The sequence below is a fragment of the Burkholderia anthinoferrum genome (assembly GCF_002925705.1).
In the GTDB taxonomy this organism is placed as follows: domain Bacteria; phylum Pseudomonadota; class Gammaproteobacteria; order Burkholderiales; family Burkholderiaceae; genus Burkholderia; species Burkholderia semiarida.
The window spans coordinates 1-24,736 of sequence record NZ_LFZP01000039.1 but is presented as its reverse complement, the minus strand read 5'-3'; the positions used below and the strand labels follow the sequence as shown (position 1 = coordinate 24,736).

Here is a 24,736-nt window from a genome sequence, read left to right as displayed (position 1 = left end):
TCGATGAGGATTCCGATGAAAACCTATTTCCATCCCGAACAACTGCTGCACCACCCGCGCAGCTACCTGTCGCGCGGCCGGATGCGCGAGCCGCAGGAAGTGCCGGAACGCGCGGCGCGGCTCGTCGCGGCCGTCCGGTCGCTCGACTTCGACGTGCGCGAGCCGGCCGACCGCGGCACCGCACCGATCGCGGCCGTGCACGACATGAACTACCTGCGCTTTCTCGAGGACGCGCACCGCGACTGGAAGCAGATGCCCGACGACTGGGGCGACGAAGTGATGTCGAACGTGTTCGTGCGCGATCCGAATCCGTTGCGCGGCGTGCTCGCGAAAGCCGCGCGCTATCTGGCCGACGGCAGTTGCCCGGTGGGCGCGAACACATGGCGCGCGGCGTACTGGTCCGCGCAGGGCGCACTGGCGGCCGCGGCCGACGTCAACGACGGCGCGCGCGAAGCGTACGCGCTGTGCCGGCCGCCCGGCCATCATGCGCGCCGCGACGCGGCCGGCGGCTTCTGCTACCTGAACAATGCGGCGATCGCCGCGCAGGCGCTGCTGGGCCGCCATCGGCGCGTCGCGATCCTCGATACCGACATGCATCACGGGCAGGGCGTGCAGGAGATCTTCTACGGCCGCGACGATGTGCTGTACGTGTCGATCCACGGCGACCCGACCAACTTCTACCCGGTCGTCGCCGGTTACGAGGACGAGACGGGAACGGGGGCCGGCGACGGCTTCAACCTCAACCTGCCGATGCCGCACGGCGCGCCGGAGTCGGCGTTCTTCGAGCGGCTCGACGACGCGCTGCGCGCGCTCGCGCGGTTCCAGCCCGATGCGCTCGTGCTCGCGCTCGGCTTCGACATCTACAAGGACGATCCGCAATCGCAGGTCGCGGTCACGACCGACGGATTCGGGCGGCTCGGCGGCGCGATCGGCGCGCTCGGGTTGCCGACGGTGATCGTGCAGGAGGGCGGCTATCACCTCGAGAGTCTCGACGCGAACGCACGCGCGTTTTTCGGCGGGTTTGGCGCTCGGCGCTGACCGGGCCGTCGAACCGAGCGCACGCCGAAAATGAAAACGGCCGCATGGCGCGGCCGTGAGCATGCACGCGGAAGATTCCAGATGGCCCGGGCGTGCCCGCGCTTACGAATTCGCGGCGGCCGGCGAGCGGCGGCGCTGCGTGACCTGCAGCATGACGAGCACGAGGCCGGCGGCCGCGATCAGCGCGCCGACGAGCGGCACCGCCGCGTAGCCGAATCCGGCCGAGATCGCCGCGCCGCCCGCGGCGGCGCCCAGCGCATTGCCGAGGTTGAACGCGCCGATGTTCACCGCCGATGCGAGGCCCGGCGCTTCATGGGCCGCGCGCATCACGCGCATCTGCAGCGGCGGCACGACCGCGAACGTCGCGATCCCCCAGACCAGCAGCGTGACGGCGGCGCCCGCATGCGTGGCCGCAAGCAGCGGGAACGCGGCCATCGTCGCGATCAGCAGCAACAGGAAGCCGATCAGCGTGCCGTCGAGCGAGCGGTCGGCGAGGCGTCCGCCCGCGATGTTGCCGATCGAGAAACCGACGCCGATCAGCACGAGCATCGCGGTCACGAAGCCGGGCGTCGCGCCCGTCAGGTGTTCGAGCGTCGGCGCGACGTACGTATAGAGCGTGAACATCGCGCCGGCGCCGAGCACGGTCGTCCCGAGCGCGCCGAGCACGACCGGGCGCGTGAGCACGGAGAGTTCGGCACGCAGGTCGGGCATCTTGCCGGCTTCACCTTTCGGCAGCGCGGCGAACAGGCCGGCGATCGCGATCAGGCCGAGGCCCGCGGTCGCCGCGAACGACATGCGCCAGCCGATGATCTGGCCGAGCCAGGTCGCGGCCGGCACGCCGCCGACGTTCGCGATCGTCAGGCCCATGAACATCGTCGCGACCGCGCTGGCCTGCTTTTCGCGCGGCACGAGGCTTGCCGCGACCACCGAGCCGAGCCCGAAGAACGCACCGTGGTTGAGGCTCGTCACGAGACGTGCGAGCAGCAGCGTCGTGTAGTCCGGCGCGACGGCCGACAGCAGGTTGCCGATCGTGAAGATCGACATCAGCGCGATCAGTGCGGAACGGCGCGACCAGCGCGCGAGCAGCAGCGTCATCAGCGGCGCGCCGACCATCACGCCGATCGCATACGCGCTGATCAGCATGCCGGCTTGCGGAATCGACACGTGCACGCCTTCGGCGATCACGGGCAGCAGGCCCATCGGCGAGAATTCGGTCGTGCCGATGCCGAACGCGCCGGCGGCGAGCGCGAGCAGCGGTAGCGCGGCGCCGCCGCCGGGACGGGAAGGAGAGGAAGTCGTGGGGTTCACGCGGTGGACTCCTGTGATCGTGGGACAACGGCACGAAGCCATTGAGGACAGCCGAAGTGTGCCTGCATTACTTTTGCGGAAAAAGCCGCATTCGGACGAAATTATCTTGATTTGATGTCAACAATGCAGGGCGCGGGGAGGTGTGCGCGCCGTGGCCCTCGGATGGTGCTTCGACGGGACCGGCATCGCACAAGGGCTGGAAAGCGTCGAACTGCCAGCGTCGGCAGCAAAAAAGCCCCGACCACAGGGGGTCCATGGCCGGGGCGGAAACGCATCCTCTCTTTGGCACGAGGGTTGGATGCGCGCGCAGTATATTTCGGGCCATGACGATTCGAATCGGCGTTAAACGGCCGTTTTTGGTGTCAATTTGAGAATTGCGGTGTCGTCGCGTCGTCCGTCGGCGTTCTGAAAGATTTTTCGATGATGCGGCTGTGTCGTTCACCGTGCTACAGCATCAAAAACGACGCGATGACGGAGGTCGGATTCCGTCCCGTCGGCCCGTCGGCCGGCGCCGCAAGTCGTGTCGCCGGAGCGCGCGCCGCATCCGGCATGCGCTCAGCCCGATTCGCCGGCCGCGTCACGGACCGCCGCGAGAAACCGCGCGACGACGGGCGACGGGGCCGCCGCCGCGCCGTCGAACACGAACTCGATGTCGAAGCGGCTCGCGAGTTCGTCCAGCGCGACGAGCCGGACCGTGCGCGGGCAGGTCGGCGACGCGCTTTCCGGCACGAACGCGCAGCCCATGCCGGCCGCGACGAGGCCGATCAGCGTCGGGATGTCGCTGCCGACCTGCGCGATGCGCGGCGTGAAGCCGGCCTGCTGGCACTGCGTCATCAGGAAGCGGTGGTGCGCGGCGGAACGCTGCGCATCGAACCAGACGAACGGTTCGTTCGCGACGTCGGCCAGCGCGCGCGGTGCGACGAAGCGGCCGCCCGGCGGCGCGGGCATCGCGAGCACGAAGCGGTCGCTCAGTAGCCGCACGCCCGTCAGGTGAGGCGCTTCCTCGCGACGCCACGCCATGATCCCCGCGTCGAGCTGGCCGCGCGTCAGCGCGCTCGCCTGTTCGGCCGACAGCATCGGCGCGATCGACAGTTTCACATCCGGGCACGCATCGCGAAACGCCTTGAGGACGTTCGCGACGATCGGCAGCGGCAGGCAGTTCGGCAGCGCGCCGAGCCGCAGTTCGCCGAGCTGGCCGTCCGCGCTGCGCAACGCGCGCTCGCGGCTGTCCTGCAGCATCGCGAGCAGGCCGGTCGCATCGTGCAGGAAGCTCGTGCCGGCCGCCGTGAGCGTGACGCCGGTCGCGCGACGGACCAGCAGCGGCGTGCCGATCGCATCTTCGAGCTCGCGGATCTGCCTCGACAGCGCGGGCTGCACGATGCCCACCGCGCGGGCGCCGGCCATCACGCTGCCGGCCTGGGCGACGGCGACGAAGTAGCGCAGGTGACGCAGTTCGATCTGGCGCATGCGGTGTCCGGTCGGGTTCGTTGATATGCCTGGCAAGCATAGCAAATGCCATTCGATGGTATTGGAAAGCATGGCGCGCCTGCCGTACGATGACCGTCATTGCCGCATCCGCTTCCTGGCTCGCGAGTCGTGCGAGTTTCCTCAGTTTCCCCTTGCGTTCCGTCCCATGCCGCTTCATATCCCGACGCCTTACATCCGCTCGCAAATCGCGTCCCGCCGGCTCGGCAGGACCATCCGGCTGAAGCTCGACGCGTTGCAGCCGTCGGGCTCGTTCAAGCTGCGCGGCATCGGCGCCGTGTGCGAGGCGCGCCATGCGGCCGGGGCGCGGCGGTTCGTGTCGTCGTCGGGCGGCAACGCGGGCATCGCGGTCGCGTATTGCGGCCGCGAACTCGGCGTGCCGGTGCGCGTCGTCGTGCCGGAAAGCGCGTCGGCCCGGGCGCGCGAACTGATCCGCGTCGAAGGCGCGGAACTCGTCGTGCACGGCGCGAGCTGGGCCGAGGCGAACGCGTTCGCGCAGTCGACGCTCGACGGGCACGATGCATTCGTGCATCCGTTCGACGACCGCGTGCTGTGGCAGGGCCACGCGACGATGATCGACGAGATGGCGGCGGTCGGCCCGAAGCCCGACGCGGTCGTGCTCGCGGTCGGCGGCGGCGGCCTGCTGTGCGGCGTGCTCGAAGGGCTGGCGCGCAACGGCTGGCAAGACGTGCCGGTCGTCGCGGCCGAAACGGCAGGCGCCGACTGCTATGCACGCTCGGTCGCGCAGGGGCGCCCGGTTGAATTGCCGGCCATCGCCAGCATCGCGACGACGCTCGGCGCGAAGCGGCCGTGCGACGCGGCGGTCGAATGGGCGACGCGTCACGCGATCCATCCGGTCGTCGTGTCCGATGCCGACGCGGTGGCCGCGTCGCTGCGGTTTCTCGATGAGCACAGGATCGTCGTCGAGCCGGCGTGCGGCGCTGCACTGGCCGTGCTCGAGCAGCCGGTGCCGGTGCTCGCGTCGGCGTCCGACATCGCGGTGATCGTCTGCGGCGGCGTGACCGCCACCGTCGAGGATCTGCAGACGCTGCGCGCGACGTTGCGGTAGGCGGGGCGCCGGCGAGCCGCGCAGTCGCGGGACGACGGATCGTTTTGCGATTTTCGCGGGGTGACTGCGAGCCTGGGGCATACGTGGCTCACCGTGACGCGTCGACGTTGCCTTTCCGTCAACCCCGCACGGCCAAGTGCGGCCGGCGTACGGCCGGATAGGCAGAAACGACTTCAGGAACGGTGCGCAAGGCGGGCGTGCCGTCGCGCTGCGCCGCATGCGGCCGGGCGCGACGATACGGGAGTGCGATCAGTTCGCGGTGGGGGCGCTCGCGCCGGACGGCGCGGACGATGCGACGGGGTTGTCGGTAGCCGTTGCAGGCGATGCGCTCGACGGCGCCGATGCCGATGCGGGCGCGGATGCTGCCGATGAAGACGCGGGAGCGGCCGATGACGGCGTCGCGGTGGCCGGCGCTGCCGCCGGAGCCGAGGCAGATGCGGGCGCGGAGACCGGCGCGGCCGTCGAACCGGAGGTCGGCGAAGGTGCCGGCGCGGTTGCCGGGCCGGAACCCGGCTTCGGCGCCGAAGCCGGCGCGGCAGCCGAAGCGGGAGCAGGCGCCGATGCAGGCGCCGGGCCGGCAGCCGAAGCCGGCACCGGCCCGGACGCCGCCGCCGGCGCGGCAGCGCGCATCGCGGCGGGCGCCGCGACGGCCGATGCCGCGGCCGGCACGGCATTCGCGCCCGACCCCGGCGTGACACCCGGCACCGAAAGCGGCACGGGCGCCGCGGGCGGCGTCGGCACGACCGGCGTCGTCATCTTCATCGGTTCACCCTGCGGCGTCGGCGCGGGTTCGGGCAGCGGCGCGACGGGCTCCTTCTCGGCGGCCTTCACGGTCGCGCGGTCGCGCCGCGCCGGGTCGATCTTCAGGAAATGGTCGACGAGCGTGAAGAAGCGTTCATAGAACACGCCGGCGGGAATCGTCTCGCTCGCGGTCTTCACGAGCGCATCGTCGCTCGACCCGATCGGCAGCGACAGCGAGCCGAACACGCTCAAGCCGACGCTGGCCGACGTATTCGACTTCTTCAGCGTATAGCGGTCCTGCACCGCGTTCACGTATGCGATGCTCGACGAGCCGTCCGCGGTCGCGTCCGCGCACACGACGTGAAACTCGATCACGACGTGCATGTCGTTGCTCGGCTGGAAATTCTTGCTGCCGTCGACCGCGTCGTTGCGCGACGACGACACCACGTAGCCCTGGCTCAGCAGCGCGCGCCGCGCGGCCTCGCAGGCCGCGTCGGATTTCGAGTGGAACGTATGCGCATACGGGCTGGTGGTCGCGTCGAACTGTTCCTGCTGGTAGATCGGCTTGGGCGGCGACGAGCATGCCGCCAGCACGGTCGCGGCCGCGAGCGCGCACGAAACGGAAAACAGGCGAAATCGGTTGTGCATGGCGTCTTTCAGAAGGCTCGGCGAGAGGTGGCGCAAGGGCGATGCCCGGATGGGCGCACGCGCACATCTCGTATGGCCGGGGCGACATTATAGTTTCGTTTGATGTCGCGGCTCGCTTCAGTCGGCCGGCGCGCCGCGCGCCGCGGCCAGCAATCGCGACGTCAGCGGATGATGTTCGCCGCGCCGCGAGCGGATCGCGTGGATCTCCTCGGTCACGTCGCCCGCGCGCCCGAGCCGCCTGAGCCCGCGCAGCAGCGACGCATCGTTCGCGCCGAGTTCGCTCAGCGGGAACACGCCGAGGCCGCGCGCCGCGAACACGGCCATCAGCGCGCTGTCCTCGAACTCCCCGGCCACGCGCGGCACGATCCGTTCGCTTTCCAGCCACTGGTCGAGGCGGGCGCGCAATGCCGAATGCGCGGTCGGCAGCAGCATGGGCAGCTCGGTCAGGCACTGCGGAAAGCGCTGACGGGCGGCCGGCGTGACGAGCGCCGCGGGCCCGTACCAGTCGACCGGCGAGGCCACGAGCCGCTCGCTCGTCACGCGCAGGTTCGACCCCGACGGCGCGCCCTGGCCGGCCAGCACGAGATCCAGATGATGCAGCGCGAGTTCCGCGAGCAGCGCGTCGTGCTCGCCCTCGTGGCACAGCAGCCGCAGCGTGGGCGTGTCGAGCACCGGGGCCAGGATCGCGTGCGCGGCGAGCTTGGAGATGCCGTCCGCGAGGCCGACCGCGAGCCGCACGGTTGGCCGGCTGGCCGCCGCGCGCACGTCGTCGGGAATCAGCCGGCCCATCTCGAAGATGACTTCCGCGCGCGCGAAGGCGGCCTGCCCGGCGTCGGTCATCGCGACGCCGCGCCCGGCAGGGCGCAGCAACTGGTGCCCGAGCGATTTCTCCAGCTCGCGCACCTGCGCGCTGATCGTCTGCACGGCCATGTCCAGCCGGCCGGCCGCACGCGCGAAACCGCCTTCCTTCACGACGACCCAGAAATAGTACAGATGGCGAAAATTCAGCATCGGAGCACGATATATCGAAAAAAACGAACCTGAAGTCAGATTCTGTCTGATTTTTCCGAAGTACGGAGCGGCATATCATCGGGTTTTCCACTTTCGTATCCGCCCATCCCATGGACTATCTGCTGACGCTTGCCACCGACCCCGCCGTCTGGGCCGCGCTCCTGACGCTCGTCGTGATGGAAGTCGTGCTCGGCATCGACAACCTGATCTTCATCTCGATCCTCAGCAACAAGCTGCCCGAAGCGCAGCGCGCACGCACGCAGCGCCTCGGCATCGCGCTCGCGCTGGTGATGCGCCTCGCGCTGCTCGGCAGCGTCGCGTGGATCGCGAGCCTCACCGAACCCGTGTTCACGCTGTTCGACCATGCGTTCTCGTGGCGCGACATGATCCTGCTGTCGGGCGGCCTGTTCCTCGTGTGGAAGGCGACCACCGAGATCCATCACCACGTGTCGCATGACGGCGACGGCGCGGGCGGGGCCGCCGGCGCGGCCGGCCTGACGATGTGGGCCGCGATCGGCCAGATCGTAATGCTCGACATCGTGTTCTCGATCGACAGCATCGTGACCGCGATCGGCATGACCGAGCACGTCCCGATCATGTTCGTCGCCGTGATCGTCGCCGTGACCGTGATGCTGTTCGCCGCGCAGCCGCTCGCACGCTTCATCGACCGCAACCCGACGATCGTGATGCTCGCGCTGTCGTTCCTGGTCGTGATCGGCATGACGCTGATCGCCGAAGGGTTCGGGTCGCACGTGCCGAAGGGGTACATCTATGCGGCGATGGCCTTCTCGGCGTTCGTCGAGGGCATGAACATGCTCGCGCGGCGCGCGAAGGCGAAGCGGGCCGGGCACGCGACGCGCGACTGACGCGGCACGCGGGATGCCGGCCGCCGCGGCGGCCGGCTCGCGCGCCTCATACGGAATCCGGATGAAATTCGCACGGAAAGGAGAAACGCGATGAAATGTCCTGTCTGCAAGACGCCCGACCTGCTGATGGCCGAGCGCCAGTCGATCGAGATCGACTATTGTCCGACCTGCCGCGGCGTGTGGCTCGATCGCGGCGAACTCGACAAGCTGATCGCCCGCGAAACCGGTGACGCGCCGGTTCGCCGCGACGCCGTGCCGGCGCAACACGATGCGCACGCGCCGCGCGGCCGCGACGACGGCTGGGGGCGCGACGGCCGCTCGCACGACGAGCGTGATCGGCACGACGGCCGGCGTCGCAAGAAGTCGGTGTTCGATCTGTTCGATTTCGATTGAAGCGGCCGTTCGCGTGCCCGAACGCGCGCGGCCCGATGTAAAAAATCCCCGCCCGGCATCGCGCCGGGGCGGGGATTTTTCATGCGCGTCGCGTCAGCACACGCGCCGATGCTTACGCATGGCCGGCCGTCACGTCGATGCGGCGCGGACGCGTTTCCTCGCGGCGCGGAATCGTCAGCGTCAGCACGCCGTCGCGCAGGTTCGCGTCGATCCGCGACGTGTCGAGGTCGGCGCTCAGCACGAACGACCGTGCATAGCGCGTCGCGCGTACTTCCGCGTGCCGCATGCGCAGGCCGGCCGGCGCGTCGAATTGCGTCGCGGCTTCGATCGTCAGCGTATTGTCGTGCACCTTCACGTCGAGGTTGTCGCGCGGCACGCCGGGCAGGTCGGCCCGCAACGTGACGCCGCGCGCGTCCTCGACGATGTCGACGGACGGCGTGATCGCGGGCCGGCGCGCGGCTTCGGCGGCGGCAGCGTGAACGGTGCTCGAGTGGCGTTCGGCCAGGGTCGGGTTCGTGTTCATGTCGGTATCCTGAAGATTACTGAATCGTGATCGCACGCGGCTTCGATGCTTCGCGCCGGCCGACGCGAATCAGCAGGCAGCCGTTTTCGTAGCGGGCGCTGACCTGGTCGGGGTCCGCGTCGCGCGGCAATTCGACCACGCGGCGGAACGCGCCGTGAAAGCGCTCCTGCGCATACGTGCGCACGTCGTCGCCTTCGCGCGGCGCCGGCTTGCGCTCGCCGCTGATCGTCAGCAGATCCTTGTCGATCGACACGTCGAAGTCGCTCGCGGCCATGCCGGGTGCGAACGCGACGATCTCGATCGCATCGTCGGTGGCGCCGACGTTGAGTGCGGGAAACGTGCCGGCGCGCCCCGCACGGATGCCGGACGGGCGTTCGCCGAGCAGGCTCGCCATCTGCCGCTGCACGCGGGCGAATTCGTCGAACAGATCGTAGCCGTGATGGATACCGCTCATGTTGGTCCTCCTGAACAGGGAACGCGGGAGACGTGACCGCGCGACGCCTGCGGCGGGCGCGACGGGGGCTCCACGAGGTCGATAACGGGGGCGGTGCGTTGGATGCGGCACTGCCCGACGACGCTTAATTAGTGGCCGCCGCCGCGCATTTCAAGAGGGCATGGGCAATCCCCGCGTCGACGCATGCGCACGGGATTCGATGCGACAATCGCCGCGGCATATCCGCAGACCAACCACACGGGACAACCATGGACATTCGACGTATCGCGATCGTCGGCGCCGGCGTGATCGGCGCGAGCTGGGCCGCCTTCTACCTGACGCAGGGCTTCGACGTCGTCGCGACCGACCCGGCGCCGCAGGCCGACCAGCGGCTGCGCGACGCGCTCGCCGCCTTCCTCGGCGAGCGGGCCGCCGAACTTGCCGCGCGGCTGTCGTTCGACACCGATCTCGTGCGCGCGCTCGACGGCGTCGACTTCGTGCAGGAGAACGGCCCCGAGCGACTCGACCTGAAGCGCGCGCTCTATCGCCAGATGGACGACGTACTGCCCTCGCACGTGCCGATCGCGTCGAGTTCGTCGGGCCTGAAGATGTCCGAGATCCAGACCGCGTGCGCGAAGCATCCGGAGCGCTGCCTGATCGCGCATCCGTTCAATCCGCCGCACCTGATCCCGCTCGTCGAGCTGGTCGGCGGCGATGCGACGGACCCCGACGTGATCGCGCGCGTGAAGCAGTTCTACGATGCGCTCGGCAAGCAGACGATCGTGCTGAACAAGGAGATGACCGGCCACGTCGCGAACCGGCTCGCGGCCGCGCTGTTCCGCGAGGTGTATCACCTCGTCGGCGAAGGCGTCGTGAGCGTCGCCGACGCGGACAAGGCCGTCGCGTGGGGCCCCGGCCTGCGCTGGGGGCTGATGGGGCAGTGCCTGACCTATCACCTCGGCGGCGGCGCGGGCGGGATCGCGCACTTCCTCGAACACCTGTCGGGGCCGATCGCGAGCTGGTGGGACGACCTCGGCACGCCGTCGTTCGATCCGGAGGTCGATCGCAAGCTGACCGACGAACTGCGCGCGATCCAGGGCGAGCGCTCGATGCAGGCGCTGGCGGCCGAGCGCGACCGGCTGCTCGTCGAGCTGATCGACGCGCGGCGCCGCAGCTTCCTGCCTTGATCCTGGTCCGGTCGTGCACGCGCGGCGGCGTCGGTTATTGCTGCGACGTCCCCTGGCTGGCGGGCGGCACGTGGGCCAGCCACGCGGGGCTCGTGGCCTGCACGAGTTCGCGGTTGCGTGCGCGCGTCGCGGCGTTTGGCGGATAGTTGCCGTCGTTGGTCGGCAGTTCGCCGTCGAGATAGGCCTGCTTGAGCTGCTCGATGACTTCCGCGCGCGTCAGGCCCTGTGCGGGGGCCGACGCGTCGGTCTGGGCAAAGGCGGGGGACAGCAAGGCGGCTGCGGCGGTCGCGACGGCGAATCGCAGGGCGTTGTTCATGGCGGGCTCCGATCAAGGGGACGGGGTAGCGGATGCGCGCGGCGATGTGCGGTGCATTCCGTTGGGTCCCATTGTCGCGAGCGCGTGCTGCGCGGACGATGACGCGTTCCGGGCAACGCTGTCAGGTGCGGGCGCGACCGCGCCCCGTGCGGTGCCGTTACAACTCGGCCGCCGCCGCGATCAGCGTGGCTTCCAGCGCGAGCGTCGAGCGCGACGCGGCCGCCGGGCGGTCGATCACGTATTCGAGTTCGCCGAGCTCCGGCAGCCCCGCGTCGAGCCGCGCGAGCCCGGCCGGGATCACGTAGCCGGCGAACGCGCTGACGCCGAGCCCCGCGCTCGCGGCCGCCCGCAACACCGCGATGCTGCTGCTCACGACGGCGATCCGGTACGGCCGCCCGACGGCTTCGAGCGATTCGAGCACGCGCCGGCGCGACACGCTCGGCTCCGGATGCATCGCGAGCGGCAGCACGGCCTCGTGGCCGGTGATCCGCGAATCGGGGCCGGTGCACCAGTACAGCGGTTCGCTGCGGATCACGCGGCCGCGCCGGCTGCCGGCGATGCGCTTCGCGAACACGAGATCGTGCCGGCCTTCGTCGAGCGCGTCGAACAGGTCGCCGGACAGCCCGGTCGAGATCGCGAGCTCGACGTCCGGGTTGCGCTGCACGAAGCTCGCGAGCGCGGCCGTCAGGTGCGCCGACGCGAAATCCTCCGACATCGCGAGCCGTACCTTGCCCGACAGCGGCGGCCCGCATACCGACGTGACGGCCTCGTCCATCAGTTCGAGAATCCGCACCGCGTAGCGGAACAGCGCGTCGCCGTGCTGCGACAGGTGCACGTTGCGCGTGTCGCGCTCGAACAGCGGCCGGTCGAGCAGCTCCTCGAGGCGGCGGATATGCTGGCTGACGGTCGATTGCGACAGGTTCACGCGCTCGGACGCGGCGGTGAAGCTGCCGGACTGGGCGACGGCGACGAAGCTGCGCAGCAATTCGGGCGGTAACGGACGCATTGCTAAATCCACTGAATCGGTTTCGACAACTTCATAAATGGCCGGATTTTGCGGCGCTAGTATCGGATCACGCGCCCGTGCGGCCTCCGCGAAACGGGGGACACCGGACGCGTAGCCCGTGTCGCGCCGCCGGCTGCATCGATCAGTCTAAGCCATCCGGCGTCCGGCCCGAAACCGCATCATCCCATCGACCCCGAGAACGCGCTCGCACGACGAGCCGCCGGGCCGCGGCGCCCCGCCGCAGGAGACACACAGTCCGCCCGGGATCGGCGTGCGGGCCTGGCTCCCGCACGCGTCAGGCGCCCGTCACGAAGAGACTGGAGACGACTCATGATCATCTATGGAACCGCGCTGCTGGCGTTCTGCCACCTGGCCGGACTGTTTCTCGGCGACCTGCTCGGCAGCGCGATCGGCGTGAAGACCAACGTCGGCGGCGTCGGTATCGCGATGCTGCTGCTGATCTGCCTGCGCCTGTGGCTGCACCGGCGCGGCTGGCTGCCGAAGGAGACCGAAGCGGGCGTCGGCTTCTGGGGGGCGATGTACATCCCGGTCGTCGTCGCGATGGCCGCGAACCAGAACGTCGTCGCCGCGCTCAAGGGCGGGCCGGTCGCGCTGCTGGCCGCCGTCGGCGCGGTCGCGATCTGCGCATGCTGCATCGCGGTGCTCGCGCGCACGGGCCGCGACGACACGGCCTTCGCGGGCGTGCCGCAATTCGAAGAACGGTAACGGAGGCCGCCATGCTGCAGATGCTCGAAAAAACCGTCGCCCACAACGGGCTCGTCGCGTCGTTCGCGCTGGTCGGCCTGATCATGTGGCTGTCGTCGATCGCGTCGCGCAAGCTCACGTTCGGCCGCGTGCACGGCTCGGCGATCGCGATCGTGATCGGCCTCGTGCTCGCCTACGTCGGCGGCGCATTCACCGGAGGCGAGAAGGGGCTGGCCGACGTCAAGCTGTTCGCCGGCATCGGCCTGATGGGCGGCGCGATGCTGCGCGATTTCGCGATCGTCGCGACCGCGTTCGAAGTGCAGCCGACCGAGGCGCGCAAGGCCGGACTCGTCGGCGTCGTGTCGCTGCTGCTCGGCACCGTGCTGCCGTTCATCGTCGGCGCGTGCGTCGCGCGTGCGTTCGGCTATACCGATGCGGTCAGCATGACGACGATCGGCGCGGGCGCCGTCACCTATATCGTCGGGCCCGTCACGGGCGCGGCGATCGGCGCGAGCTCCGACGTGATCGCGCTCAGCATCGCGACGGGGCTCGTGAAGGCGATCATCGTGATGGTCGGCACGCCGGTCGCGGCCAATTTCATGGGGCTGAAGACGCCGCGCTCCGCGATGATCTTCGGCGGGCTGGCCGGCACCGTCAGCGGCGTGAGCGCCGGCCTTGCCGCGACCGATCGCCGGCTGGTGCCGTACGGTGCGCTGGTCGCGACGTTCCATACCGGCGTGGGCTGCCTGCTCGGGCCGTCGGTGCTGTTCTTCACGACGCGCGCGCTGGTCGGCGCGTGAGGCCATGCGAGTGGCCCGTGCGCGGGCCGCATCCATCGCGGCGTCCTCTGAGTCGCATTCGGCAACATCATCAATCGACGGCGGCGCCAGGCTTAGAATGCCGCTGAACCCTCGAAGCGGAGAACTGTTCATGACCGGATGGAATCACGCGCGGCAAGCGCGCGATGCCCGGCTCGCGGCCGGCGCGGCTTACGCGCGGGGCAAGCGGGTCGACGCGCGCGACACCGTCGCGTTGCTCGAAGCGGTGCTGCGGCCGGGCGACCGCGTATGCCTCGAAGGCGACAACCAGAAGCAGGCCGACTTGCTCGCCGTCGCGCTCGCCGACGTCGACAGCGCGAAGATCCACGACCTGCACATGGTGCAGTCGGGCGTCGTGCTGCCCGAGCATCTCGACGTGTTCGAGCGCGGCATCGCGAAGCGGCTCGACTTCGCGTATTCGGGCCCGCAATCGCAGCGCATCGCGAAGCTGCTGTTCGGCGGCAAGATCGCGCTCGGCGCGGTGCATACCTATCTCGAACTGTTCGCCCGCTACTTCATCGATCTCACGCCGCAGGTCGCGCTGATCGCGGCCGTGAGCGCCGACGCCGACGGCAACCTGTACACCGGCCCGAACACCGAGGACACGCCGACCGTCGTCGAGGCGACCGCGTTCAAGGACGGCATCGTGATCGCCCAGGTCGACCGCATCGTCGACAAGGTGCCGCGCGTCGACATCCCGGGCGACCGCGTGCATTTCGTCGTCGAGGCCGGCCGGCCGTTCTACGTGGAGCCGCTGTTCACGCGCGACCCGGCCGCGATCACCGAGACGCAGATCCTGACCGCGATGCTCGCGATCAAGGGCCTCTACGAACCGTACGGGATCAAGCGCCTGAACCACGGGATCGGCTTCAACACGGCCGCGATCGAGCTGCTGCTGCCCACCTACGGCGCGAAGCTCGGGCTGAAGGGCAAGGTCTGCACGCACTGGGCGCTCAATCCGCATCCGACGCTGATCCCCGCGATCGAATCGGGCTGGGTCGAGCAGATCCACTGCTTCGGCTCCGAGGTCGGGATGGACGACTACATCCGTGCGCGCTCCGACGTGTGGTTCACGGGCCCCGACGGGTCGCTGCGCTCGAACCGCGCGTTCTGCCAGACGGCCGGCCTCTATGCGTGCGACATGTTCATCGGCTCGACGCTGCAGATCGACCTGTCCGGCCATTCGTCGACGGTCACGGCCGAGCGGATCGCCGGCTTCGGCGGCGCGCCGAACATGGGCAGCGACGCGCGCGGCCGGCGCCATCCGAGCGAGCCGTGGCTGAAGGCCGGCGCGGAAGCCGACCCGGACACGCCGGCGGCGCTGCGGCGCGGCCGCAAGCTGGTCGTGCAGATCGGCGAGACGTTCGGCGACAAGAACGTGCCGATGTTCGTCGAGAAGCTCGACGCGCTGAAGCTCGCCGACAAGCTGCAGCTCGACCTCGCGCCGATCATGGTCTACGGCGACGACGTCACGCACATCGTCACCGAGGAAGGGATCGCGAACCTGCTGATGTGCCGCGACAAGGACGAACGCGAGCATGCGATCCGCGGCGTCGCCGGCTATACGGACGTGGGCCGCGGCCGCGACCGGAAGCTGGTCGAGCGGCTGCGCGAGCGCGGCGTGATCCGCCGCCCGGAGGATCTCGGCATCGATCCGCTCGACGCCGACCGCCGCTGGCTCGCCGCGCGTTCGATCAAGGATCTCGTGCACTGGTCGGGCGGGCTCTATGCGCCGCCGGCCCGGTTCCGCAACTGGTGAGGAAGAGGGCATGGAACAGTTGAACTACCGCTTCACCGCGCGCGAACGCGCGAAGGGCGAGCAGGCCGCGGCGCTCGTCGGCGTGGTCGCGTCCGGCAACCTCGAGGTGCTCGTCGAGCGTGTGTTGCCGGGCAACGAATGCGAGATCGACATCCGCACCGCGGCCGTCGGCTTCGGCGCGGTGTGGCAGGCCGTTGTGTCGGATTTCGTCGAACGGCGCACGCCGGGCGGCCTGAAGCTGTCGATCAACGACGGCGGCGCGCGGCCCGACATGGTGTCGCTGCGGCTCGCGCAGGCCGTGCGCGCGATCGAGGGGGACGCATGATGAGCGACGCGATCCACGACGCGCCGGCGTTCGTCCCGAACGCGGCGAGCTGGTACGAAGCATCGGCGCGACAGCGCATCGACGGGCTGCTCGACGCGGGCAGTTTCAGCGAATTCCTCGGGCCGGCCGAGCGCGTGACGAGTCCGCACCTGCCGCTGTTCGACCTGCCGCGGCAGTTCGACGACGGGATGGTGGTCGGCCATGGCCGGCTCGACGGCCGGCCGGTGTTCGTCGCCGCGCAGGAAGGCCGCTTCATGGGCGGCGCTTTCGGCGAAGTGCACGGCGCGAAGCTCGCCGGGCTGCTGCGCGCCGCACGCGACGTCGGTAAGCCGGTGCTGATCCTGTTCGATACGGGCGGCGTGCGGCTGCAGGAAGCGAACGCGGGCGAGCTCGCGATCGCCGAGATCATGCGCGCGCTCGTCGACGCGCGTGCGGCCGGCGTGCCGGTGATCGGGCTGATCGGCGGGCGCGCAGGCTGCTACGGCGGCGGCGGGCTGCTCGCCGCGTGCTGTTCGGCGCTCGCGGTGTCGGAACAGGGGCGCATCAGCGTGTCGGGCCCCGAAGTGATCGAGACCAATCGCGGCGTCGAGGAATTCGATTCGAAGGACCGCGCGCTGATCTGGCGCACGATGGGCGGCAAGCACCGGCGGCTGATCGGCGGCGCCGATCGCTACGTGGCCGATACGCCGGACGCGTTTCGCGCGGCCGCGCTCGATCTGATCGGCCGCGCGCCGGCGTTCGATGCGGCGATGCTGCGCGCGGAACAGGCGCGTCTCGAAGCGCGGATCGAACGGTTCGGCGGCTGCGAGGATGCGCTCGACGTGTGGCGTGCGCTCGGCGCCGACAAGCCGGAAGCGATTCCCGGCATGCCCGACGATGCATTCGCGAAGCTCGCCGACCAGTTACAGGAGGCCCGGCATGACGCTCGATGAAGTACTGAACGCGCTGTTTCCCGCCGGCCATTCGATTGCGCGTCATGGCGGCCTGCTCACGGGCCACGCGGAACTGGCCGGTACGCGCGTCGACGTGATCGGTGTGGCCGATCGCTTGCCGTTCGGCATCGACGAGGCGCTGACGCTGGCGTCGCGCGTGCTCGACACGGTCGCGCGCGGCGGCGACACGCCGATCCTCGTGCTCGTCGACAGCGACAGCCAGCGGATGAGCAAGCGCGACGAACTGCTCGGCCTGAACGAAGGGCTGTCGCATCTCGCGAAGTGCCTGATGCACGCGGATCTCGCCGGACACCGGACGGTCGGCGTGCTGTACGGCCACACGGCGGCTGGCGCATTCATCGCGACCGCGCTCGCGACGCGCACGCTGCTCGCGGTGCCGGGCGCCGAGCCGGAGGTGATGGACCTGCCGTCGATGTCGCGCGTGACCAAGCTGCCGATCGACGTGCTGAAGGAGATGGCGCGTTCGACGCCGGTGTTCGCGCCGGGGCTCGACAACCTCGTGAAGATGGGCGCCGTCGACGCCGTGCTCGATCCGACCCGCGCGCTCGACGCGCAGGTCGGCGAATGGCTCGGCAAGCCGGCCGAGCGCGTCGATCGGCGCGCGGCGCGCGGCCGGCCGGTCGCGACCGACGTCGCCGCCCGCGTCGAGGCACTCGCGCGTGCCGCACGCTGAGCTGCCGCTGCGCCGCCACACGCTCGTCACGCTGACGGCGGCCGGGTGGCGCGCGGCCTTTGCCCGCGACCCCGCGCTCGCGGGCGATCCGCTCGTGCGCGCCTGGGCCGAACGCGGCCGGCCGCTGATCGTGCGTCGCGCGTCGCCGGATGAAGCCGACGCCGGCCGCGTGCCGCTCGGCCTGCCGCTGCCGCCGTCGGCGGGCAAGCGGCGCATCGCGCTCAACGTGACTGCCGACGCGCTCGCGACGGTCGGCCCGCTTCCCACATTGACCGACGTGCTCGCCGCCGCGCCCGCGGCCTGGCATGCGCCGCTGCGCGAGCTCGATGCGCTCGGCGCGCGCTGCGGCGTGCAGGGCCGCGTGTTCGGCAGCCTTGCATGGCAGGCGCTGACGGGTGACTCTTACCTGAGCGCATCGTCCGATCTCGACATCGTGTTTCCGCTGCCGGACGCCGCGTCGCTCGCGCCGCTGCTCGACGGTCTCGCGGCGATCGACGCGCGCGCGCCGATGCGCATCGACGGCGAACTGCTGCGCGCCGACGGCGCAGGCGTCAATTGGCGCGAACTGCATGCGCGGTTGCCCGAAGTCGCGGTGAAGACCGCGGTGGCCGTCGAATTGATGCGCGCCGACGCCTTCACCGGGGGCACGCGATGAACGCACGAGCTGCCTGCCGCGTCGCCGCGCCGTCCGATGCCGAGCGCATCGCCGCGCTGGCCGAGCGTAGCCTCGTACTCGAGATCGACACCTATCCGAAGCCGGGCCTCGTCAGTCACGTCGACACCGGCAGTCATACGGACATGGATGCCGCGACGTTCGCGCGCAGCGCCGCCGTGCTGCGGCCGTACTTCGCGGAACTCGTCGACGCCGGCGCACGCGATGCCGACATGGCCGTGCTGCGCAAGATCGGCCTGCGCGCCGAGCACGCGATGCTCGCCGCGACCGGCGGCGTCAATACGCATCGCGGCGCAATCTTCGGGCTCGGGCTGCTGTGCGCGGCCGCCGGCCGGCGCGCGATACCGGGCGCGGCGCCGGACGGGACGACGCTCGGCGCGTTCGTGTCCCGCCGCTGGGGCGTCGAGATCCTTGGCGGCCCGCGTCTGCCGGACAGCCACGGCGAGCGCGCGAGCCGCCGCTACGGTGTCGGCGGTGCGCGTCGCGAGGCGGCCGACGGCTTCCCGACCGTGTACGCGGTCGGCTTGCCCGCGCTGCGCCGCGCCCGGCGCGACCTGCCGGACGATCCGGAAGCCGCGCGGGTCGCCGCATGCTTCGCGCTGATCGCCGCGCTCGACGACACGAATCTGCTGCACCGGGGCGGGCAGGACGGCCTCGATTTCGCCCGCGCGACCGCCCGTGCGTTCGTCGCGCGTGGCGGCGTGCGGGCGCGCGACTGGCGGCTGCGCGCGGCGGCCGCGCATCGGGCGTTCGTCGCGCGCCGGCTGAGCCCCGGCGGGGCAGCCGACCTGCTCGCGATGAGCGTGTTCGTCGATGTGCTCGAAGCCGAAGGGCACGTGCGATGACGCTGGCGATCCTGTGTTCGGGGCAAGGCGCACAGCGCGCCGACATGTTCGACCTGACCGGGGTGGCGCCGCAGGCCGACGCTTTGTTCGCGCATGCGGGCCGGCTGCTCGGCGACGATCCGCGCACGTGGGTCCGGCAGGCCGGGCCCGACGCGCTGACGGAAAACCGCGCCGCGCAGATTCTCTGCACGCTCCACGCGCTCGCGGCGGCTTCACTGCTCGACGCGGTGTGGCCGCGCCGGCGCTGCGTCGCAGGCTACAGCGTCGGCGAGGTCGGCTCGTGGAGTGTCGCGGGGATGATCGACCCGCACGACGCGCTCGATCTGGCCGATGCGCGTGCACGCGCGATGGATGCCGCGAGCGGCGGCGACGAGCGAATGGTGTTCGTGCGCGGCCTGACGCGCACGCAGCTGGCGCGGCTGTGCGACGGTCGCGACGCGGCCATCGCGATCGCGAACCCCGGCGATGCGTTCGTGGTCGCGGGGCGGCACGCCGATGTCGATGCGGTGGCCGACGCCGCGCTGCGAGCCGGTGCGCTGCGCGTCGCGCCCGTCTGCGTGCGGATCGCGTCGCACACGCGCCGGCTCGCGGCGGCCGTGCCGGCATTCCGCGCGACGCTGGCCGCGACGCGCGTGCGCCGGCCGCTGCCCGGCACGCGGCTGTTCTCGGGGATCGACGGCGCGTCGGTGCTCGACGTCGACACGGGCCTCGACAAGCTCGCGCGGCAGATCGCGGAGCCGGTCGAGTGGGCGGCCTGTCTGGCGGCGTGCGTCGAGGCCGGCGCAACCGCGTTTCTCGAACTCGGCCCGGGGCGCGCGCTGGCCGAGATGGCCGGCGGCGCATATCCCGCGCTGCCGGCGCGCAGCCTCGCGGATTTCCGTTCCGTCGACGGCGTGACGAGCTGGCTCGCGCGCGTCGCGGGCGGCTGACCGACGGGTCGAAACCCGGTCGAAACCCGGCTTGAAACCCAGCCGTCGGGCACCGCTTTCGCACGGTGTGTTGCGCCGGCGCAGCAGCGTCGCGGCCGCCTCTTGCCACGCGAATTGGCGTCGCTACAATGGCGCCCGCCATGAGACCAGCCGCCATCCTGCTCGCCGCGTTCTGCTGCGCGACGAGTGTCCACGCCAGCCAGATTCCGTCCGACGCCGCATCGGTCGGCACGTACTTTTCGTATGACAACGCGGCGGTCGACGCGACCGTCGATCTGATCGAACAGGCACAGCGCCGCGTGCTGCTGGCCGGCTACACGCAGGTGTCGCCGGCGGTCGCGAGCGCGCTGCGCGCGGCCCGCGCGCGCGGGATCGAGGTACGCGTCGTGCTGGTGCGCCCGCCGCGCGCGGGCAAGACCAGCGGCGCCGGCTATCTGAAATCCGCTGGCATCGACGTCGCGATCGATTCGCGGCACGGCGGCCCCGCGTCGCGCTTCGTGATCGTCGACGACAGCGTCGCGCTGACGACGCTGTCCGACGGCGCGGCCGAGCGGGCCGACACGGTGAACGTGTTCCGACGCGCGCCCGAACTGGCGCAGTCCTACGCGCAGTCGTTCTGGCGGCTGTACCGGCAGGCCGCCGGCCTCTGACCTTCCTCCGGCGCGTCGCGCGCCGGTTTGACCCGGCTTGCGTCGGTGCGCCCGATGAACCATGCTCGTTGACAGGCGCCGGCGCGGGTTGCGCGCATCCGGCGCAACGGCAGGGAGGCGATCGTGACCGAACCCAGTTTTGCCGATCGCGCCGAGGCCGGCCGCCAGTTGGCCGACGCGTTGCGCGAATACGCGGGGCGCGGCGATGTCGTCGTGCTCGCGCTGCCGCGCGGCGGCGTGCCCGTCGCGTATCCGGTCGCGTGCGCGCTGCGCGCGCCGCTCGACGTGCTGGTCGTGCGCAAGCTCGGCGTGCCGTTCGACCCCGAGCTCGCGATGGGCGCGATCGCGACGGGCGGCGCGACGCATCTGCAACGCTCGACGATCCGCGCGATGGACGTATCGGACGCGCAACTCGCCGACGTGATCGCGCGCGAGACGGCCGAGTTGCATCGCCGCGAAGCGCTGTATCGTGGCGCCGCGCCGCCGCTGGCGGTGGAAGGGCGCATCGCGATCGTCGTCGACGACGGTGTCGCGACCGGCGCATCGATGCGTGTCGCGCTGCAGGCGCTGCGCGAGCGCCACCCGGCGCGCATCGTCGCGGCGGTGCCGGTGGCGCCGGCGGGGGCCGCGCATGCGTTCGACGGTCTGGCCGACGCGTTCGTCGCGGTGTCGCAGCCGCTACGGTTCTTCGGGATCAGCCAGTTCTACGCGCGCTTCGATCAGACGAGCGACGACGAGGTGCGCGCGCTGCTCGACGCCGCGCGCCCCTGACACGGGGTCACGTCCGACGGCTTCGGCGCGGGCGCTGGCGCGGTCGCCGGGCTTCCGCCAGCGCGAACGCGCGCTGCAGCGCCGGATGGACGTTGCCGTGCCAGCGCGGTCCCGTAAACAGCCCGTAGTGATCGCAATCGTCGATGTCGGCGCGATGGCGCTCGTCGGCGCGGAGGCCGCTGCACAGGTCGAGCGCCGCATGCGTCTGGCCGGCGCCCGTGACCGCGTCGCTGGCGCCTTCGACGGTCAGCAGCGCGGCGTCGCGCAGCGCGGCCGGTTCGACGCGCCGGCCGCGCACGCGCCACGCGCCGGTCGCGAGCAGCATGCGCTGGAACACGACGTCGACCGTGTCGAGGAAATAGTCGGCCGGCATGTCGAGCAGCGCGGTGTATTCGCGCAGCGCCCGCCGTGCGTCGGCGAGTCCGGTCATGTCGAAGCGGGAAGCGGCGAGCGCGTAGGTCTCGATCAGTGTCAGGAAGCGTTGCGGATACAGCAGCGCGATCTCGCCCTGTTGCAGATAGGTCGGAAACACGTGGCGACCGTGCCCGGCGAAGCCGGGCGGCACGACGTCGATCAGGTGGCGCCGGCACCAGTCGAGCGAATGGGCGGCGGCCGCGGCGCCGAGCGCGCTCGGGTTCCGGCGCGCATCGATCGGGCCGCCGATCAGCGTGACGCTCGCGGGCGGCGCGAGCCCGCGCGCGGCACGCAGCGCGAGGGCGCCGAGCGCCGGCACGGTCGCCTGGCACACGGCGACGACGTGCAGCGGCCGGGCGTCGCGCTGGAGCATGCCGACGAAGTCGTCGAGCATCGCGACGTACTCGTCGAGCCCGAAACGGCCCGCCGCGAGCGGCACGTCGCGCGCATTGCGCCAGTCGGTCACGCAGACGTCGCCGTCCGCGAGCAGCGTTTCGGCGGTTTCCCGCATCATCACGGCCGCGTGCCCGACGAGCGGCGCGCACAGCAGCACCGTGCGGCGCGCGTCGTCGTGCGCGAAGCGCCGCAGGTCGCAAAACGGCGTGTGCGCGACGACCTGCTCGCCGACGGCGGGCCACGCGAGGTCGAAGCCCGGTGGCGCGGCCTGCGGGCCGAGCAGCGGCTCGAACAGGTCGTCGTAGCACGACGAAGCGGCATGCGGCAGCGACGCCGCGGGCCATGCGTCGAACGCGTACCGCGTCGCCGCGCGCCATGCGCGCATCCATTCCCGCTGCTGCTCGACGACGGCATACCACATGGCGGACCCTGGGGCGGAAGGAGCGTGAATCTGCATTATGGTCACTGTGGCCGGGCAGCGGGAGCCGGATGTGCGGGCGGCTGATCTGCATCACGCGAACGGGCGCGCTAGGCGCCGCCGCGCGACGCTGCTACAGTCGTCGGTCCCATTCCCTCGAAACGGAGCGTTTGCGATGAAGCTGATCGGCATGCTGGATTCCCCGTTCGTACGCCGTGTCGCCATTTCGGCGAAGCTGCTCGACCTGCCGTTCGAACACGAGTCGATCTCGGTGTTCCGTCATCTCGAACGGTTCAGGACGCTCAACCCGGCCGTCAAGGCGCCGACGCTTGTGACCGACGGCGGCGCGACGCTGCTCGACTCGTCGCTGATCGTCGACTATCTCGACCACCTGGCCGCGCCGGAGCGGCGCCTGTTGCCCGACGCCGTCGATGCCCGGCTGCGCGCGCTGGTGCCGATCGGGTTCGCGCTCGCCGCAGCCGAGAAAACCGTGCAGCTCGTCTACGAGCAGGCGCTGCGCCCGTCGGACAGGCAGCATGAGCCATGGATCGAACGCGTGCTGAGCCAGCTCGAAGGCGCGTACGGCGCGCTGGAGCCGCTGGCCGCCGCCACGGACGGCTGGTTCGGCGGCGCACGACCGTTGCAGTCGGACGTGACGGTCGCGGTGGCGTGGCGCTTCACGCAGTTCATGGCGGCCGACTACCCGGTGCTCGCGCGGATCGATCCGGCCCGTTATCCGGCGCTCGCCGCGCATTCCGCGCGCGCCGAAGCGCTGCCGGCCTTCGTCGACACGCCGCTCGCATAGGGCCGGCGCAAGCCCGTTACCGGCGTGAACGGGCCCTCGGCTTCGAAGCGGTCCGCCGGGCGCTCGCAGACCGCTGTCGGCCGCCGCGCGGCCTTGTCCGGCAAGCCGCTGCCGATTGTTCTCGACGGCTGACAAGTGACTTCGCATTCGCGCTGTTTATCCGGCGTCGACCGATCCCTAGAATCCACTCCATCAAATCACGCATTGCCAGATGGAGCCGATGATGAAAGCCCTGATCGAATCGAGCCTGTACCACCCGTCCGTCGTGTTGCCGCTTGCCGCGCTGACGCAACTGATGGTCGAGCGCGATTTCAATCTCGGCCAGGTCGGGCTGATCGTCGCGGCGCGCGGTGCGCAGGCGGCCGTGTCGCGGTCGCGCGCGCTGATCTTCTGCCGTGACTGCGAAGCGCGGGCATGAGCGCGTTCGCGTCGATCGAATGAAAAAAAGCCCGGCCGGCGCAAGCCGGTCGGGCGGGATCGGTTTCGATCGGGCCCCGGCTTCGGCCGGGGCCTTTTTCATTGGGCGACGCTTACGCGCGGGCGGGCGTCGCGACGCCGTAAACCTCCGATTCGTCGTCCTCCTCGCGCAACTGGCGAGCGAGTTGATGCGCTTCGCGGCGCGTCGCGACGGCCGGCGGCGAGCCCTTCAGCGGCTGGCGCGCGGATTCGGCGAGCGCGACGACCGACACGATGCCGATCAACGCGGCGCCCATCATGTAATACGCGGGCATCATCAGGTTGTGCGTCACGTCGACGAGCCACGCGGTCACCAGCGGCGTCGTGCCGCCGAACAGCGACACCGACACGTTGAAGCCGATCGCGAGCGCGCCGTAACGGATCTCGGTCGGGAACAGCGCGGGCAGCGCCGACGGCATCACGCCGGTGAAGCACGACAGCAGCACGCCGAGTATCAGCAGGCCGCCGAACACCGACGCGGTGGTGCCCGCATGGATCAGCAGCAGCGACGGGATCGACAGCACCAGCAGGCCGACGCAGCCGGCGAGCATCACCGGCTTGCGGCCGACCTTGTCCGACAGGCGGCCGGCGTACAGCGTCATCGGCATCATCAGCACCATCACGAGCAGCACCAGCACGAGGCTGTGCGATTCGTCGAAGTGCAGCGTCGACGACATGAAGCTCGGCAGGTACGACAGCACCATGTAGTCGGTTACGTTGAAGATCAGCACGAGGCCGACGCACAGCAGCAGCGCGCGCCAGTTGGCGAACAGCGTCTCGCGAAAGCGCGCCTTCGGCACGGCCTTGTCCTGCGCTTCGCGCGCTTCGGCCTGGCGCTTGAACGCGGGCGTTTCCTCGAGCTTCATCCGGATGTAGAGACCGATCAGGCCGAGCGGGCCGGCGATCAGGAACGGCACGCGCCAGCCCCACGACAGCAGCGCTTCCTGCGACAGCGACGCGGTGAGCAGCGCGACGACGCCCGCGCCCAGCACATAGCCGATCAGCGTGCCGAACTCGAGAAAGCTGCCCATGAAGCCGCGGCGCTTGTCGGTCGAGAACTCGGCGATGAAGGTGGCGGCGCCGCCGTATTCGCCGCCGGTCGAGAAGCCCTGCACGAGGCGG

At 70.6% G+C, this 24,736-nt stretch carries 28 protein-coding genes; 18 read left to right on the top strand and 10 right to left on the bottom strand.

Annotation, left to right across the window (positions count from 1 at the left end; all coding sequences use genetic code 11):
- Nucleotides 1-15 precede the first annotated feature (15 nt).
- Nucleotides 16-1,038, top strand: coding sequence for a histone deacetylase family protein (locus C5F75_RS12805; protein ID WP_059573906.1), 1,023 nt, complete (start codon nt 16-18; stop codon nt 1,036-1,038).
- Between the two features lie 102 nt (nt 1,039-1,140).
- On the opposite strand, the gene C5F75_RS12800 is transcribed toward C5F75_RS12805, so the two are convergent.
- Entirely contained in the window at nt 1,141-2,346 is a 1,206-nt protein-coding gene (locus tag C5F75_RS12800) for an MFS transporter (RefSeq protein WP_104012326.1), read from the bottom strand.
- 555 nt (nt 2,347-2,901) lie between these two features.
- The gene (locus C5F75_RS12795) at nt 2,902-3,813 is read right to left on the bottom strand and encodes a LysR family transcriptional regulator (protein WP_104012325.1); all 912 of its coding nucleotides are present in this window, start codon (nt 3,811-3,813) and stop codon (nt 2,902-2,904) included.
- Between the two features lie 166 nt (nt 3,814-3,979).
- On the opposite strand from C5F75_RS12795, the gene C5F75_RS12790 reads away from it, so the two are divergent.
- Entirely contained in the window at nt 3,980-4,900 is a 921-nt protein-coding gene (locus tag C5F75_RS12790; protein ID WP_089464651.1) for a pyridoxal-phosphate dependent enzyme, read from the top strand.
- Nucleotides 4,901-5,149: 249 nt separating this feature from the next.
- Here C5F75_RS12790 and C5F75_RS12785 read toward each other — a convergent pair whose 3' ends face one another.
- Together C5F75_RS12785 and C5F75_RS12780 are read right to left on the bottom strand one after the other, a co-directional pair.
- Nucleotides 5,150-6,289 carry a DUF2242 domain-containing protein gene (locus C5F75_RS12785; protein WP_059573902.1) on the bottom strand — a complete coding sequence of 380 codons (1,140 nt, stop codon included), beginning with the start codon at nt 6,287-6,289 and terminating at the stop codon, nt 5,150-5,152.
- A 117-nt stretch (nt 6,290-6,406) separates the two neighbouring features.
- Nucleotides 6,407-7,300, bottom strand: coding sequence for a LysR family transcriptional regulator (locus C5F75_RS12780; RefSeq protein WP_059573901.1), 894 nt, complete (start codon nt 7,298-7,300; stop codon nt 6,407-6,409).
- A gap of 110 nt (nt 7,301-7,410) precedes the next feature.
- Between C5F75_RS12780 and C5F75_RS12775 the strand changes: the two genes are divergently transcribed.
- Nucleotides 7,411-8,166 (top strand): TerC family protein, encoded by a 756-nt coding sequence (locus C5F75_RS12775; protein ID WP_104012324.1) that lies wholly within the window; start codon nt 7,411-7,413, stop codon nt 8,164-8,166.
- Between the two features lie 90 nt (nt 8,167-8,256).
- Nucleotides 8,257-8,559 (top strand): TFIIB-type zinc ribbon-containing protein, encoded by a 303-nt coding sequence (locus C5F75_RS12770; protein WP_099316259.1) that lies wholly within the window; start codon nt 8,257-8,259, stop codon nt 8,557-8,559.
- A 112-nt stretch (nt 8,560-8,671) separates the two neighbouring features.
- On the opposite strand, the gene C5F75_RS12765 is transcribed toward C5F75_RS12770, so the two are convergent.
- Together C5F75_RS12765 and C5F75_RS12760 are read right to left on the bottom strand one after the other, a co-directional pair.
- Nucleotides 8,672-9,082 carry an Hsp20/alpha crystallin family protein gene (locus C5F75_RS12765; protein ID WP_104012323.1) on the bottom strand — a complete coding sequence of 137 codons (411 nt, stop codon included), beginning with the start codon at nt 9,080-9,082 and terminating at the stop codon, nt 8,672-8,674.
- Nucleotides 9,083-9,098: 16 nt separating this feature from the next.
- The gene (locus C5F75_RS12760; protein WP_104012322.1) at nt 9,099-9,536 is read right to left on the bottom strand and encodes an Hsp20/alpha crystallin family protein; all 438 of its coding nucleotides are present in this window, start codon (nt 9,534-9,536) and stop codon (nt 9,099-9,101) included.
- 248 nt (nt 9,537-9,784) lie between these two features.
- Between C5F75_RS12760 and C5F75_RS12755 the strand changes: the two genes are divergently transcribed.
- Nucleotides 9,785-10,702 carry a 3-hydroxyacyl-CoA dehydrogenase NAD-binding domain-containing protein gene (locus C5F75_RS12755; protein ID WP_104012321.1) on the top strand — a complete coding sequence of 306 codons (918 nt, stop codon included), beginning with the start codon at nt 9,785-9,787 and terminating at the stop codon, nt 10,700-10,702.
- 34 nt (nt 10,703-10,736) lie between these two features.
- Here the strand turns inward: C5F75_RS12755 and C5F75_RS12750 are convergent, their stop codons facing one another.
- Together C5F75_RS12750 and C5F75_RS12745 are read right to left on the bottom strand one after the other, a co-directional pair.
- On the bottom strand, nt 10,737-11,018 hold the full coding sequence (locus C5F75_RS12750; protein ID WP_089464654.1) for a DUF4148 domain-containing protein: 282 nt from the start codon (nt 11,016-11,018) through the stop codon (nt 10,737-10,739).
- 157 nt (nt 11,019-11,175) lie between these two features.
- Nucleotides 11,176-12,024, bottom strand: a complete 849-nt coding sequence (locus C5F75_RS12745) for a LysR substrate-binding domain-containing protein (protein WP_059573894.1) — start codon at nt 12,022-12,024, stop codon at nt 11,176-11,178.
- Nucleotides 12,025-12,354: 330 nt separating this feature from the next.
- Here C5F75_RS12745 and madL point away from each other — a divergent pair, with 330 nt between their 5' ends.
- The 11 genes from madL to C5F75_RS12690 all read left to right on the top strand — a co-directional run bounded on the left by madL (nt 12,355) and on the right by C5F75_RS12690 (nt 21,125).
- A complete protein-coding gene (gene madL / locus C5F75_RS12740) occupies nt 12,355-12,750 on the top strand; it encodes a malonate transporter subunit MadL (protein ID WP_059573893.1) in 396 nt (131 codons plus the stop codon).
- 11 nt (nt 12,751-12,761) lie between these two features.
- The gene (madM, locus tag C5F75_RS12735) at nt 12,762-13,529 is read left to right on the top strand and encodes a malonate transporter subunit MadM (protein ID WP_006476364.1); all 768 of its coding nucleotides are present in this window, start codon (nt 12,762-12,764) and stop codon (nt 13,527-13,529) included.
- A gap of 130 nt (nt 13,530-13,659) precedes the next feature.
- Nucleotides 13,660-15,306 (top strand): malonate decarboxylase subunit alpha, encoded by a 1,647-nt coding sequence (mdcA, locus tag C5F75_RS12730; protein ID WP_060966886.1) that lies wholly within the window; start codon nt 13,660-13,662, stop codon nt 15,304-15,306.
- 10 nt (nt 15,307-15,316) lie between these two features.
- A complete protein-coding gene (gene mdcC / locus C5F75_RS12725) occupies nt 15,317-15,631 on the top strand; it encodes a malonate decarboxylase acyl carrier protein (RefSeq protein WP_006485317.1) in 315 nt (104 codons plus the stop codon).
- Nucleotides 15,628-16,563: a biotin-independent malonate decarboxylase subunit beta gene (locus C5F75_RS12720; RefSeq protein WP_104012320.1), complete on the top strand. Its 936-nt coding sequence runs from the start codon at nt 15,628-15,630 to the stop codon at nt 16,561-16,563. Before mdcC ends, C5F75_RS12720 begins: the two co-directional genes overlap by 4 nt.
- Nucleotides 16,550-17,257 carry a biotin-independent malonate decarboxylase subunit gamma gene (gene mdcE / locus C5F75_RS12715; protein WP_099316263.1) on the top strand — a complete coding sequence of 236 codons (708 nt, stop codon included), beginning with the start codon at nt 16,550-16,552 and terminating at the stop codon, nt 17,255-17,257. Before C5F75_RS12720 ends, mdcE begins: the two co-directional genes overlap by 14 nt.
- Nucleotides 17,244-17,912: a malonate decarboxylase holo-[acyl-carrier-protein] synthase gene (gene mdcG / locus C5F75_RS12710; protein ID WP_104012319.1), complete on the top strand. Its 669-nt coding sequence runs from the start codon at nt 17,244-17,246 to the stop codon at nt 17,910-17,912. Before mdcE ends, mdcG begins: the two co-directional genes overlap by 14 nt.
- A complete protein-coding gene (gene mdcB, locus C5F75_RS12705) occupies nt 17,909-18,775 on the top strand; it encodes a triphosphoribosyl-dephospho-CoA synthase MdcB (RefSeq protein ID WP_104012318.1) in 867 nt (288 codons plus the stop codon). The genes mdcG and mdcB overlap by 4 nt, the downstream gene beginning before the upstream one ends.
- Nucleotides 18,772-19,704: an acyltransferase domain-containing protein gene (locus C5F75_RS12700; protein ID WP_104012317.1), complete on the top strand. Its 933-nt coding sequence runs from the start codon at nt 18,772-18,774 to the stop codon at nt 19,702-19,704. Before mdcB ends, C5F75_RS12700 begins: the two co-directional genes overlap by 4 nt.
- A gap of 128 nt (nt 19,705-19,832) precedes the next feature.
- Nucleotides 19,833-20,354: a phospholipase D-like domain-containing protein gene (locus C5F75_RS12695; RefSeq protein WP_059573887.1), complete on the top strand. Its 522-nt coding sequence runs from the start codon at nt 19,833-19,835 to the stop codon at nt 20,352-20,354.
- Between the two features lie 123 nt (nt 20,355-20,477).
- Nucleotides 20,478-21,125 (top strand): phosphoribosyltransferase, encoded by a 648-nt coding sequence (locus C5F75_RS12690; protein ID WP_060313510.1) that lies wholly within the window; start codon nt 20,478-20,480, stop codon nt 21,123-21,125.
- Nucleotides 21,126-21,132: 7 nt separating this feature from the next.
- Here C5F75_RS12690 and C5F75_RS12685 read toward each other — a convergent pair whose 3' ends face one another.
- Nucleotides 21,133-22,356 carry a polyhydroxyalkanoate depolymerase gene (locus tag C5F75_RS12685; RefSeq protein ID WP_104012316.1) on the bottom strand — a complete coding sequence of 408 codons (1,224 nt, stop codon included), beginning with the start codon at nt 22,354-22,356 and terminating at the stop codon, nt 21,133-21,135.
- A gap of 172 nt (nt 22,357-22,528) precedes the next feature.
- Here C5F75_RS12685 and C5F75_RS12680 point away from each other — a divergent pair, with 172 nt between their 5' ends.
- On the top strand, nt 22,529-23,158 hold the full coding sequence (locus C5F75_RS12680; RefSeq protein WP_089464660.1) for a glutathione S-transferase family protein: 630 nt from the start codon (nt 22,529-22,531) through the stop codon (nt 23,156-23,158).
- Nucleotides 23,159-23,369: 211 nt separating this feature from the next.
- A complete protein-coding gene (locus tag C5F75_RS12675) occupies nt 23,370-23,576 on the top strand; it encodes a hypothetical protein (protein WP_059573884.1) in 207 nt (68 codons plus the stop codon).
- A 112-nt stretch (nt 23,577-23,688) separates the two neighbouring features.
- Here C5F75_RS12675 and C5F75_RS12670 read toward each other — a convergent pair.
- Nucleotides 23,689-24,736: MFS transporter (locus C5F75_RS12670; protein WP_104012315.1), on the bottom strand; the 1,048-nt coding region annotated here is incomplete at its 5' end.